Origin of the sequence: Flavobacterium sp. (assembly GCF_044369455.1) — a bacterium.
Taxonomy (GTDB): Bacteria; Bacteroidota; Bacteroidia; order Flavobacteriales; family Flavobacteriaceae; genus Flavobacterium.
In genome coordinates this window covers 1-13,459 of the sequence record NZ_JBIPLW010000041.1, presented here as the reverse complement: position 1 = coordinate 13,459, position 13,459 = coordinate 1, and the positions used below count along the sequence as shown (strand labels likewise).

The 13,459-nt window shown below is 49.1% G+C and carries 12 protein-coding genes; 9 read left to right on the top strand and 3 right to left on the bottom strand.

Going from position 1 to position 13,459, the window contains the following annotated elements:
• Window positions 1–410: 410 nt before the first annotated feature.
• The 4 genes from ACIQ2L_RS13700 (at window position 411) to ACIQ2L_RS13685 (ending at window position 5,224) form a co-directional block, all read left to right on the top strand.
• Entirely contained in the window at window positions 411–935 is a 525-nt protein-coding gene (locus tag ACIQ2L_RS13700) for a hypothetical protein (protein WP_396159783.1), read from the top strand.
• A 117-nt stretch (window positions 936–1,052) separates the two neighbouring features.
• A complete protein-coding gene (locus ACIQ2L_RS13695) occupies window positions 1,053–1,754 on the top strand; it encodes a hypothetical protein (protein ID WP_396159781.1) in 702 nt (233 codons plus the stop codon).
• 254 nt (window positions 1,755–2,008) lie between these two features.
• Window positions 2,009–2,566, top strand: a complete 558-nt coding sequence (locus tag ACIQ2L_RS13690) for a hypothetical protein (RefSeq protein WP_396159779.1) — start codon at window positions 2,009–2,011, stop codon at window positions 2,564–2,566.
• A 1,629-nt stretch (window positions 2,567–4,195) separates the two neighbouring features.
• Window positions 4,196–5,224 (top strand): hypothetical protein, encoded by a 1,029-nt coding sequence (locus tag ACIQ2L_RS13685; protein WP_396159777.1) that lies wholly within the window; start codon window positions 4,196–4,198, stop codon window positions 5,222–5,224.
• 1,130 nt (window positions 5,225–6,354) lie between these two features.
• Here ACIQ2L_RS13685 and ACIQ2L_RS13680 read toward each other — a convergent pair.
• Complete coding sequence (locus ACIQ2L_RS13680) at window positions 6,355–6,438, bottom strand: hypothetical protein (protein WP_396159785.1); 84 nt, start codon at window positions 6,436–6,438, stop codon at window positions 6,355–6,357.
• A gap of 169 nt (window positions 6,439–6,607) precedes the next feature.
• Between ACIQ2L_RS13680 and ACIQ2L_RS13675 the strand changes: the two genes are divergently transcribed.
• On the top strand, window positions 6,608–7,111 hold the full coding sequence (locus tag ACIQ2L_RS13675) for a hypothetical protein (protein ID WP_396159775.1): 504 nt from the start codon (window positions 6,608–6,610) through the stop codon (window positions 7,109–7,111).
• Window positions 7,112–7,791: 680 nt separating this feature from the next.
• Here ACIQ2L_RS13675 and ACIQ2L_RS13670 read toward each other — a convergent pair.
• Window positions 7,792–9,120: a transposase gene (locus ACIQ2L_RS13670; RefSeq protein ID WP_396159773.1), complete on the bottom strand. Its 1,329-nt coding sequence runs from the start codon at window positions 9,118–9,120 to the stop codon at window positions 7,792–7,794.
• A gap of 909 nt (window positions 9,121–10,029) precedes the next feature.
• Between ACIQ2L_RS13670 and ACIQ2L_RS13665 the strand changes: the two genes are divergently transcribed.
• A complete protein-coding gene (locus tag ACIQ2L_RS13665) occupies window positions 10,030–10,380 on the top strand; it encodes a hypothetical protein (RefSeq protein ID WP_396159771.1) in 351 nt (116 codons plus the stop codon).
• Window positions 10,381–10,446: 66 nt separating this feature from the next.
• On the top strand, window positions 10,447–10,815 hold the full coding sequence (locus ACIQ2L_RS13660; protein WP_396159769.1) for a hypothetical protein: 369 nt from the start codon (window positions 10,447–10,449) through the stop codon (window positions 10,813–10,815).
• Window positions 10,816–11,044: 229 nt separating this feature from the next.
• Here ACIQ2L_RS13660 and ACIQ2L_RS13655 read toward each other — a convergent pair whose 3' ends face one another.
• On the bottom strand, window positions 11,045–11,239 hold the full coding sequence (locus tag ACIQ2L_RS13655; RefSeq protein WP_396159767.1) for a hypothetical protein: 195 nt from the start codon (window positions 11,237–11,239) through the stop codon (window positions 11,045–11,047).
• Window positions 11,240–12,154: 915 nt separating this feature from the next.
• On the opposite strand from ACIQ2L_RS13655, the gene ACIQ2L_RS13650 reads away from it, so the two are divergent.
• Window positions 12,155–12,394: a YcxB family protein gene (locus ACIQ2L_RS13650; protein WP_396159764.1), complete on the top strand. Its 240-nt coding sequence runs from the start codon at window positions 12,155–12,157 to the stop codon at window positions 12,392–12,394.
• Window positions 12,395–12,867: 473 nt separating this feature from the next.
• Window positions 12,868–13,317 carry a hypothetical protein gene (locus ACIQ2L_RS13645; protein WP_396159761.1) on the top strand — a complete coding sequence of 150 codons (450 nt, stop codon included), beginning with the start codon at window positions 12,868–12,870 and terminating at the stop codon, window positions 13,315–13,317.
• The last annotated feature ends 142 nt before the right edge of the window (window positions 13,318–13,459 follow it).

The window sequence follows — 13,459 nt, the reverse complement described above, 5'->3', positions numbered from 1 at the left end:
AGCCGCGGTCGTAAACCGGCACGATGCAAGGGTGCTGAAGTTGTGAGGTTAGAAGCGCCTCATCAACAAAACGGTCGATAATCTCTTGCTGATCCAAATACGATTTCAGCAGCAACTTAATAGCCAAGTCCCGGTGTAGCAGTTCATCATAGGCACGGAGGACAATTCCCATACCGCCGCGTCCAATCTCCTCTTTTATGCGGTACCGTCCGACGACACGTCCCACCGCATCGGTTAGACTGGTTTCCAGAAATGCGGAACGCTTAGAATCCGCATAAGCTTGACAGCGGATTGAAGCAACGGCATACCGACATAGCCCAACCCACAGTCTATCCCTCCGATCCGATTCACAGTTGGGATAGGTTGTTATTCGTTATTTGGCTAATGAAACACACTCGAATTTCATCCCCATGCCCACGTCAGTGATTTCTTGGCATGACACTATCGATGAGCCATGGCTTAAACTGGCACCAATCCGCGTCGGTGAAGTTCCGTCAGGATGTGGCACACCCGAAAAGTACATTTTACTCTCGCAACACGATCAGCCGATTATTCGGATTGATGCTTATCGAAGTTCCGAAGAAAGTTATCCCTTTAACGATGCGATCCACTGGAATGATTTTCTTGTTGTGGGCTGGGGCGACTGTGCGTACTTAATCGATATTGATTCAGGCGCCATTATCAAACACAAGCTTGGAATTTACTTCGGACACCTTTATTCGCGTCCGGAGTACCTTCTTGTTGCATCGGGTGAGCGACTGTGGTGCATAAACCGTAGCGGATCGATAGAATGGACGAGTGACGTGCTCGGAATCGACGGCGTCGTTGTGCATGATGTAACTCATGGAATCATTTCCGGTGAGGGAGAATGGGATCCTCCAGGTGGATGGCAACCATTCGCAATCATGCTCGATTCCGGACACAAAGCCAAATAACCAAATCTTGGACCGAAGCCCCCGTCGGTCCGTTTCGAACTTTAGAGACCGTGTTGGCGGGGGCTCGGTCAACATGGCCGTTACGCAATCCAGAGAAACGACATCGAAGCTGTTGGCATGCACGAAAAAAACGCTCGTTTGTATTACTGGTACCCATCGGAGAATTGGCCACCCGAATCTGTTCAGGAACCAGGCGAGATTCGAACCGACGGTCGTTTGAGCGTATGGTGCACTCAAACCAGTCGGAGCGCTAATGATCAACGTAAACTTGTCGCGCGTTGGTGTGATACTTTGCCAAACTTACGAGGCGTTCGACACCTTTGGCTTTGTTCCCGGGTGCCCCAACAACTGTTTGATGCGGCTTGCCAAGTTCCAGGCCTCGAATCGCTTTACATAAAATGGGGCGGCATCAAGAAATTGAATGCCTTAGAGAATGCCTCTGAAATACGGTATCTCCATATCGGCAGCTCGACTGGAGTAGAATCCATTGAGCCATTGGAATCGATGACATCCCTGATTTGGTTGGGGATTGAGAGCTTCACTCGCATTCGCTGCCTTGATCCGCTGGAGAAATTGATTGGTCTTGAAGGACTAACGGTTGAGGGAAGTATTTGGACAACGCAGCATGTTGATACGTTAGCTCCGATTGGCAAACTGCTCAATCTCCGCTACCTTGCAATTACAAATCTTCGCTCCATGGATCGGACTCTGTCGACGCTTTTCACTCTGAGACAACTCGAGGTTTTTCACGCTGCGAAGTGGTGGGCGGCGAATGAGATTGACGAATTGCAACGTCTAAACCCAAAACTTATTGCGTAACATATAAAGGCTTAGATTCTGCGTCGATGTTCTAGGGACGCGCATCAGCGACTTTTGGACATACCACTATCCAACTAGCAACCTGTTCATCGCTAACCAACATATTGCAACCTTCCCACCGCATCGGTTAGACTAGTTTTCTGAGATGCGGGATGTGTTGAATCCGACATCGCCCAACACACAATCTATCCCTCCGTTCCACTTCACTCCAGTTTGGATAGATTGTTATTCGTTACGACACGAAAGGAAATAAATTGGAAGACCTCCTCAATCGCATTACGCGTCTCTATGTGGAATTGATTCCCGCCGCACTTAAATCGGTGCCAACCGGTTTGAAGCTATACGGTGGTTTCATTCCGTATTTCGGTTGGGAAGCCGAACCAGAGGACCATGCCGAACACGGAAGAACGATCTACATTCTTGACACCGCGTACCTTCAAACGATTCGAGGCGAAACGGATGATGTCGATGAGGTTTCACGACGTGCATACGGTTGGAGGGAATTCATTGGTTCCAAGTCCGTGATGATCGAGTCTACTGAGTTGAATGATGCATTGCTCGAGTGGTACAGTTTCCAGAATGACAACGACGAGAGCACCGATCTACTCGATCAAATTGGTACCGCCATCGCGTCAGCGTGTCTAGTGCTGAATGAACGCGGATGGAGTCATCAGGCATGTACCGATGACTTCGTTGTGTTCACTGACTGCATGGCTGATGAAGAATACAACGTTGGTTTGCGCGCAAGCGTTCCGGAACAATGGATGGCCGCAAAAGAAAACGCGGGCATGTTTCGCTGGCTTTGCTCGTAAAGTTGTACCTTATAACCGATTAGATTCTGCGTCGTTGTTCTACGGATGAATGCGGGCTGGACCGCGGGTGATTGCCCGGTCTATTGTGGGCGTCTGAATAGTTTAGCCTGAATCCATTCCCGTGTTCGAAACGCCCAAGCGGCTGCCTTCAGCTTGACGAAGATCCATTTATCAACCTGGTCGTCACTAACCAACAAGTTGCAATCATCACACCGCATCGGTTAGACTGGATTCCAAAGATGCGGCACGTGTAGAATCCGCTTAAGCCTGACAGTGGGTGGAAGCAACGGCAAACCGACATCGCCCAACACACAATCTATCCCTCCGTTCCACTTCACTCCAGTTTGGATAGATTGTTATTCGTTCGTGCTTTCGACTCCTCGCTGATAGGTGAAACGTGCGACTACGGCATGTAATCGTTCTGCTCTTCATATGTGCCACCTTTTTTGCTGGCTGGGCATTGATTGTGGCACGCCGCAACGCAATCAATGCCCAATGTCCACGGGGATTGATTGTTGATCGAACGAAATGGCCGAAGTACCTCCTAGAAACCATGGAGCCGCTAGAACGAGACGGCTTGATTTCAGAGCAAGTTGACGGATTCCGAATTCATGTTTGGTCGAATGATCGATTTGTATTGAGGTTCCCAAAAAATGATTCCCTAGCTGATCGAATCGTCACCGCAATGTCCCTTACTCGTGTGGGCGACGAGAATTCAGGCGTACGTGAATTTCAACGATGGATGCCACAGGAATGGAACATCATTGATCCGCCAACGGCCGAATACTATGTTTCTTCGCCTTGGCTAACCGGAGACGAAGGCCCCATGTATGTGCTGAGAGTTGATTCGTCCGACGAATTCGCATACGTTTACTACTACTACAACTTCTGACAACTGAAACTTTGTACCATCAAAGCGATGGTCCGAAGTCGCGGATCGGCCGATTCCTGATAGTAAGTTTATTTGCCGCGACATCGGTGGTCGCGGGCGTTACGCCTGAGAGGATGAATTGAATGAGACGTGTGGCGTTGTGTTAAACAGGAGATGCAATACGAATCCATACGAGACAAACGAGCATGCTTCCGATGTATCAAAAGAGCTCAGCGTTCGATCGAACTTTCGCGTCTCGCTACTGGCACTGGTTTCTGTAGTAGGAATTGGAAATACATGTGCAGCTCTGATTGATGCATACCGTGAGGGATATCCATCTCTTGATGGCTATCTATTCATTGGGATAGCAACCCTAATCCCAATGGCTATTGGGGTAGCGGGTATGCTGTTATCGATTGCGCGGCGATTCAAAACATACTTGGTCTGGTCCGCAGGCTCTCTCTTAGCCTTGATTCCAGGACTATTTGTATGGTCTGTTTGCGCTGCGATTCCCACACCACGAATTCACATGGGCGTTGGACAGATGCACATATTTTTTCTTCCAGTATTTCACATCGGATACTGTTTGATCGTATACTTGGGAACTGGTCTGCTTGCACTAGTGGTATCGGAAACCATCGAGGCTTGACAGAACTATGCCATGCGCACCAAGAGCTCGATCGTCCAGGTTTGGTCGGTGCATTTGTTTACTCCTCGCCCTGGGTGATGCCATGCGTTCTGCTCATCGAATATCAAGCATGACACCTGGCATTCATCTCCTTATGATCGCTAGCTTGGCGCTAGAGCTCGGCTGTCCAAGTGTTGAAAACGCTGGGGTTGAGCACAATAACGTCTGCATTGACTTGTCGCCCGACGGTAAGACACTCGTCTTCTCTTCCGCAGACGGCGACCTCTATCTTTTTGGCATCTCGAGTTCCACTACGACGCGGCTTACTGAGACCGATCGCACTGAAAGCTACCCATCATTTTCTCCGGACGGAAAGCAAATTACGTTTGCCGCAAAAGATAACGATTCGGCGTCCTCCAAGATCTTCGTGCTTAACCTTGGTGATCATTCAATCAATGCCGTAACAGAGGACAACAAACAGTCCGATATCCTGCCGCGATTCACACCAGACGGTAAGCGGATTGTATTTGCACGTGCCAACCGGCACCGCCCTAAAAGACTTGGCGGATGGACCTGGGATATGTGGGACGTTTGCAGCATCGGGACCGATGGTACGGGTCTTACTCGGCTTACCGAGGAAAGCTACTACCAGCTTTACCGAATCGTTCCAATGGCTGATGGAACTTTCGTTTACGCAGCTGACACCATGGGTCTCAATAATCCAGCCGCATTGTACACATTGTCTCCGAACAACAAATCCACTCAAATCATCCCGGAGCCCGGTGCCAACAATGCGAACGTTAACGCATGGGCATCGGACCCGATGGTCGGTCCAGACGGCGAAACGATGACCTTTTGCTCTGACCGCACCAAGCCGTTTTGGTATGACGTCGGTGTCAAAAAGGGCGACGCGAAATCTGAATTCCTGGTGGGTTCAAAGTCACGATACAACCGGTACCCAGATTTTTTCCCCGACGGTGAACGGATTGTATTCCTTGCCGGAACTGATTTTAATGCTGGGAGTCGGCCGATTTACAGCTTGTGGGAAGTGTCGCTATCGGGTCAAGCCAAAGAGCTCGCCACGTCAGACCTGTTCACGAATCCGACCAATTGGCTGGCACCGAAACGAACAGAACCGGACATGCACGGGACGCGGTGAACCCAAGCCGCGTTCCTCTTCACGCCTTGACTCGCTTATGAATCAATAGGATTATTGAATGAAGAACCAGTTAAAGCAATGACCAAAATCGACGACTCATTTCAGCGTTGGATATGTGCACTGTTCTTTGGAGTTGTTCTAACGCCATTAAACTCTTTTGGAGTCTGGGTTGCGCGTCGTAACGCCTTGGACGTCAACGGTATAGTATTGACTCCATACTGGTATTTGTTCGCTTTAGCCGGTCCATTGCTTTCGATCGGAGCTGCGCTTCTTATACATCGATCACACAGAATTTGGCAGGGAGATCTTCTTCTTTATGTTCTATTTGCTTTAATTCTCGCTTCATTTGCGCACATTCCTCTCATGTACAGTGCTGGTGGATTCAGGTGATGAGTCGCGATCTAGCGATCAGGACGCCTTGAAGTACTCGAAGTGCAGTAACAATCGATCAGGAGTTCAAAATCAAGACAGTGAAGAACAATCCATTGCAGCCAAACGGCAGATCGTCAAATCTGATTTTTAGAAACTTCACTTGCCGACACTGGCTGGTTGGTGGTCGCTCTGTCGCAAAGAATTTACGTGCATGAAACCAAGGAACGATAGTGAACTTCTAGATGCCTTTGCGCAATCGTTCTTGATGCTGGACGAGCTCATCTGCCCGCACGATCGACCTCCGCCTCTCGTACTTCTTGACGCGACGACTTCTGTAGATTGGAGTATTGTTCGTTGGCATCCTATTCGGCTACCCGCTCCTCGTGCCTGCATTGATTGCCTTCGACGCGTTGGTCGACTTCCACAATTGTTCGAGTCGTTCGCTGAGTCCTTTGGTTGGCTTGATGTGGATTTGCGGATATGTCGACTATTCGCGAATCCGCCAGCTACCGATTTCGTTGACCTTTCGACGGCCATGTTTGCCGATCCGGTACTAAACAATGCGCTGTTGCCATTACGCTTTGTTCGATTTGCTCTAGCTCCAGATTGTTGTTATGATCCAATTTGCTTTGACTTATCTAATTTCGATGGTGACGATTGCCCAATCGTTCGACTGGAACACGAATCGATCTTGAGGCATGATCGGATTGATAAATGCGAGGTCATTTTTGACTCATTCCGTGACTTGGTTCAGGCTGTCATCGATTTGGGGCATGGCGCGGCAAACAATCGCGACAAAACCAATGGTTGCACCTAAGCCGAAGAAGGTGCGTTTTTGCAATAGATACCGTTCACTGCCGACTAGGTGAACTTCGTCGGTCGATCGAATGAAATTCTTCATGCCGAGAAAGCGATCGACCGGAGTCGTTGACCGGTGGTTTTGACAATGCATGATCGCTTACCGCGGTCAGCGCCGCCGTTAGCGGACTGGAGAATTCTATATTGCCCAAAGTGAACGATAAATCCTCGGAAATTCCGCAGTTTTCGTTGCGTTCTCTATTTGCATTGACATTAGTAATCGCCCTGGTAGTTGCAATGGCCGCTTCCTTGAAGAAGGCTTTCTATAGAACGCCTCATCAGCAAGCCATTGACAGTGTATTGGGCTTGGATGGAAGCGCGATGGAAGATTCGGACGGCCACTATGCCGTTGTCTTAAGCGGTAACGGAATTCGAGTTGATGACCGAATTTGTGCCGATATTGCGATTTGCCCCGAAATCCAAAAGCTAACAATTGCGCAGGCACAGATCACGGATGCTGGAATCAGAGATGTTTCAAAACTCCAGCAACTCTTCTACCTGAACTTGAATGGCTGCGCTGCCGTGACGGACGTTTCAATTCCAATCCTCGGCCAAATGTCAGGATTAAAGGAACTCTATGTAGGGGAGACTGGCATCTCGAAGGCGGGATGTGATCTTCTGCGAGAGTTGCTACCAAACTGTACAATACATCAATGACGAGTCGTAGTCAGCCTAACTCACAATTGACGGATGAAACATGACAGTAACAGCGGCACGAGAACGGGAATCAGCTGCGAAGGAACGCGAGCTATTTGATTCGCTAGTTCGTGTCCTGCCAGTATGCGTTGAAAATGGAACACTGATCTTCTTCAATTCACAAAATCTTCCAGATGAATATCAACACCACTGGCTCCCGGCGGAATCGGATGAACTCTTTGAGCTTGCGACACGCTGTTCTACGATTCGGAGCGAACTCGGACTAACAAACGCTCAGACCATCGCACAACTATTTCTGGACGCGTGTACTGAGAACGGCAATATGAAAAATCCACACCGACGTGGGCCGCGAAAATTGGCGACTTGGTTACTCTCCGAACTCCAGTCGCGGTTCTCGACATAGCCGGCATGGCATTCAAAAACATCTTGGCCGGGTCCAGACTTCGTGTACGATCGCGCGGCTCCTGGGACATCATCCGCTAAGGTTGCCGACTCGATTGAAAGACCTGATAGCCCGTGGACGCGCACTGAGTACAACGAAGCATCGGTAGACAAGTGATAGCTGGGAGCCAAATGCTTTAAACAGTGCACCTCCGGTTCCGAGAGGGTGCGGACACTCAATTGGGCAAGGATGATATAATGTGGCACCGCCAGGAAACTAGTGCCGCAACTCTCAATTACTATGCTACCAAGGCGAGTTCTTTCCTAGGTTGCCTTGATCTTGCCCAGCTTTCCCTCCATGTGAAGGGTCGCGGGCGGGTTTTCGCTTTGGTCGGTCGGCCAGTATACGTCCAGTCGAATGGCTTGGCGAATGTCTTGTTGAAGTAGTCGATAAATAGAGTCAGCTTTTGTTCTAACGCTTCAAGCGAGCTAAATGTTCCGTGTCGCATTACCCGTCGTTGGATCGTGCCGAAGACGATTTCAATTTGATTGAGCCAAGACGAATGCTTGGGCAGATATACAAATCGGATTCGATGTCTTAGGTCGCTTAGGAATTCCACACGGCTTGCAATCGATTTGAGTATTCCCGACTTCCCCTTTTTACCAAGTATCGACTCATCAATTCCTTCTTGCTTGGCTACGAACCGAACCAATTCTTCACTGCAATGAACGTTCAGATTATCAACCACAATGACCCAACCGGCGGTGGGATCCGTTGCGACCAGAGTAGATACAAGTTTGGCTAGATCCGACTCAGATCGAGTTGCGGAAATGGTTGGACAAATCATCTGTCCGTTGACGACATCCCAGTTTCCAATTAGGCACGTCGTGCCGTGTCGAATGTATTCGTATTCCATTCGTATCGGTCGATTGGGTTCAGCTGGTTTGGACTTGCCGATTCGTTCGATGGCTTGAAGGCTCGGCATTTCATCAAGGCAGATCGTGTAGGTGTTTTCCTGGAAAAACAACCGATTCGCATCCAGGTAGGTTTGGCAAACCAATTCGACTTGCGACTGAAACTTGACTGGATCTTTCTCCTTCGTATTGAGCCAGTACTTTACCTTGTGTGGTTTGAGCGAGGATTCGTTGAGGTATCGGCCGACTTGACTGACGGAGATACTTTCTACTATCTTTCGCTTAATGACTTCATCGGTAATTTCCCAATGAGTCCAAAGCGAGATTGGTCGATTTGATAGCCCAGGCTCTTCGCATGCAACCGCAAGAATCTGAGTAACCTGTTGGGGCGTGAAGGTCGGTGGCCTTCCGCTGCGTGGCGCATCGGTAAGCACTTCTTCGATAGACCGAACCAACTGAGCATATGGCTCGCTACACTCTATGGCAATCAAAGCATCGAACGACATTTTCCATCGTCTCCGCCAAACGCCGACCTGCCCACGATCGAGTCCTACAATTAAAGAAATCTCATCGTTACGTTTGCCATGAAACGCGTGCCAAATGATCTTGGCGCGAACTAGCAACCGCAATTCGCTACGAGTGGATTTGATAATATGCTCAAGTATTTCAATCTGCTTTTCGGTACACTTTACTTTGGCAGCCTTTCCTGACATCACCTTCCTCCTTGTGAATAGCTTGAAATTGAGAAGTCAAGTCATTCTTGGGGGGAGGGTGATCTCAAGAAAATGCAAGCAAATCAAAAATCCATGATAAAATCCCGCCCTGGTGCGTAATCAATTGAGAGTTGCGGCACTAGACGGCCAACCGAGAACACAAACCTCGTTCCTAAACTCATGAGAATCCAAACTATTCGCCCGCAGTCCGCAACATGCCGCCCTTGAGATTAGAAACCAGTATTCGCGGACTCCATGACCCGAATCGTTACGTGGCAAATCAGCATGCATGACAATGATTCACCGTATCGATCGCCAATCTCGCTTGGTCCACGAGCCACACCTGGCCCTTCGAGTTCGTCACGTTCTGCTCTTGCGACATTGGCTTTTTTAGGCCTGCCGATGATTGGCGGAATCGTTGGATTCGTTGGATACATCTTCGCTTCGACAATTCTCGAGAAACGCGACACAACAACTGAGCCTACTTTGTCGTATGGCCAACAAGCAGGCCTCATCTCTCTCCCGATGTGTACGCTGATGAGTGCAGCGACCGGACTTGGTATTGCCTTCAAAATAGCCCGACAATATGTCACTTCGGTTTTACTACTTCTGGCCGTTTCGCTTTGCGGCTGGGCAATCAACAACTCACTCTGGAATGACCAAATCAGGAGATACGGTCCTGACCCATCGGAAGCTGTGCTATACTATCCACCGCTCGCTTGCTCTGGGATTGCACTGTTTACTGCCGTGATAGTCGCAGCTTGGGCGGCACTCGCAAACCGGAAGCAAATCACGTAACCATTGCATGCAACGGAGTCGTGGGTCGGGCGTTTGTGTCAATGGAGCATCACTCGCCGCGACCGACCTGATGCGTGTCGTTATTCCAATGAGTAGGAGTTCTCATCAGCCATGACAGCCGGACACTTGCTCGCCGCTCCTGACAGAATTGTTCCGCACCTCGGTCCCATTCTTGAAGAGCATGGAATTTCCTACGAAATTCAGTACACCAAAGAGTGCGATCATGCAGAACGTATTATTGATCTGACGTCCGTAGTTTGCAGAAATGAAAAGGCTCAGGTTGGTTTGGGCATTGAAAAGCAGAGAGGAGGGAAAGGTGTTGACATTGTACTTATGCCCGAATGTCGCTCGTTCTTCCGACGCAATCTTGACTCAGAGAAACTTGCCGAGAAAATCGCCGTGGTACTTTGTCAGCACGGGGCTCGCGAAGATCCAGATGTCAACTGTGAAGACTTGGAATAAAGGCTGCGTTCTGCTACTGAGCAATCGTGTTGATTACATGGCCTCTGTCTCATGTTCATAAATCCAATGTGGGACCACGAGTCCCAGCGAATCGGAAAACAGCGATGCACGCCGGTCGGTTATGTTCTTCATGGTTTTTCAGATTTGCTTGGTTTCGTCGCGATAATCTGTCTATTTGGCGTTTCATTTTATCTTGTGTATGCAGTCATTCGCGGCCACTTCGCATTGGGAATGCTCTGGTTGCTCGCCATACCATTCGCAATAGCAATCGTTGGCAACGTCATTCACAGCTATTCTTGGCATCTGGCCGATAAACGAAATTTCGAATACGACTATGAGAAATGTATCTCTACATGGGTCGACGATTGCGGCAACCAGCAATCCTACAAATATAGTGATGATGCAGACAAACCAGATCAATCTGACTTACAATGACATCGCTCAATGCCGCAAAAAAATTATGGCAGAACCAAGCCGTGAAACGGAGCGGCGAATTCGAGCGGTTTTGAAATGAAAAATTTGCTATGTCGCTGCCCGATTACGGCGGCCATTTGTCCTTCAAGGGCTCTCGAAAGCATTCAGCAATGAAGCACATTGGAATACAGCTAGTCGTGTTTCTTCTCGTTGCTCTCACGCCGTTCGTAAGCTGGTTTGCATTGCCGCTTTACATCCTTCTTAATCCACTGCTCGCGTTGGCATCAGCAGCATTGGTATTGGGAACATCAAGACAAGACGGATCGCAGTTAGTTCTCGATCGAAATAGTGCTGGATCGATAATACTTCGGGTTTGGTACTGGACAAACATTTCGTTGGCAGTCCCTTGTGTGCTATTCCTACCTTTCGCGATTGCTGGGATCATGCATCCTTTTGGAGGATTCGCTGGATCATCCGAATTTGTGAACAAGTCTGGTTTCGATGCTAAACGGTCGATGAATGAATGGCCTTCGAATGTGGCTCCATCGAATGTCCGGTTGGTTTCTCGAAAACATGACTATTCGATCGACAGTCATTCCTCATGGTACAAGATTGAGTTGGATATTGATTCAGCACAGAAATGGGCAGACTCGGTTCACTCAATTCGCGAGCTGCGTTCTCGTCAGTCCATTGGGAGAGACGACCGAGGTTTGGAAGCGGTTCGCCGGGTAATTCCAGGCCCACCACCACTGCACTGGAAAACAGGGGATTCGCCAAACTGGTGGACACCGCCACCCATTGAATTTCGAGCGACGGAAGCAATGAAATGGTACTCGGGATATGATTCTGGTGTTGGGCAAGCCGCCTACACTGGCTATGATGCAAACGATAGGACCTTATGGGTCTACGAGTACTCATGCCAACATGATCGCCTTTGGGAACCAAACCAGATACCTGATGGCGACATTTTCTCCCGCCTTAAAGACACAGAGCCAAACGATGGACCGATGCCCCCAATGATCCCTTCCGACCTTTAGAAGCCGTATTGGTGGGGGCTCGGTCAACATTGCCGTGGTTGAAAGGAGTGCGATACAGCATGGTAAACTCAGTTGACGTGACCTTCACCATCGGGCGTGATGAGTATGTTCGCGCCATTCGACGTCATTATCGTTCTCAACTCCGCCTGGCTCGCGACATTGTTGGTGGACTTATAGCTCTTTGCGCAGGACTGTACTTGCTATTGGCGACTCAGCAAACTGTAATGGGCTGGTCCTTGGCTATCCCTGGTGCTCTTCTGATGGGGCTTGTGGGATATGCACTTATACTTTTGCCCTCGATGCTGTATCGCTCACAACCTAAATTGAAATCCGAATATCGGCTTCACTTCGACGACACCGGAATTGGATTCAAAACCAATGACATTGATGCTCGTCTAAAATGGCAGATGTATCATTCATGGATTTGCGATGAAGAATTCTATATTCTCTATCACGGAACGAGAGACTTATCGGTCATTCCGCGACGCTCACTTACCGACGAAGGAAGCAACCAGTTCGCAGCAATACTCGAACGAAACATCGGTCCTCGCAGAACCAAATAGAAACTCGGAAGGAATTCGCCCTTTCAATATGTCCGTCTGGCTGCCAACGGAACTCGACTTCGATCCGCTTCATGGCGACTTGGACGCCCAATGCGCTTGGCGAAACTTTGGTGGTCTCACTCTTGATGAGGCCCATGCGAAGAATCAGTTCGAAGGACACGGGAATCTCGACGTACTTCCATTAAAGAACCCCAGTATCGAGTATTACAGCGTGTCTCATGTCAGCCTCACAATCGAATGCGAGTCGCACGGTTTGGTAATCTAGCGATCAACAGTTGCAGCAGCCGCATCGCATCGGTTAGACTGGTTTCCAGAGATGCGGAAAGTGTAGAATCCGCACAAGCCCGACTGCGGATGGAAGTAGTGGCAAACCGACATAGTCCAACGCACGATGTTGCCCTCCGTTCCGCTTCACTCCACTTGGGATAGATTGTTATTCGTTCGTCCATTCAAACACCGAGGCTTTTGCGACAGTGCCAATCGCATGGGACAGTGTAGTACTCGAGAAGTTTTTCAATACGCTCCCTTATCCTTCGAATGTTGAAGAGCAAAGTGACGGAGTTTCCTTCATCGACTACGCAGGGAAAAAACTCAAGTATTCGCTTTGGCTTCATTTCGCTGACGAGGTTGTCTTTGTTTCCGGCGACACATCCCATCCCTTTGGCGCCAACTCGCTGTTTGAGTTTTGTGTACCTTGCGACCGTATAACAGAATTCTCCGACAGCTACTACCCTGGAGAAAAGGGGCTGGGATTTTGGTATGGGGATCCCAACAAGAAGCACAACCTGACAATGATGCTTTTTAAACGTCCAGATGGTGACCTAAAGGTTTGGCCAACGAGCGCGTGGCCTGACCGTCACTCATACTTCAAAACCTATTCCACAGACGACGGTAGAAAGCGATTTGATCCTCCCGTACAATAAGGACGTAACTTACAATAAGGACGTAACATCTCTATGGCCTTTAAGGTCAAGTAGTACGTAGCGGTAGCTGCGGAAAAAGTTTAGCAAATTTTTGAGCTCTTTCGAGTCCCCTCCGCCTTCCCCATCATCTCGGCCTTCGCAT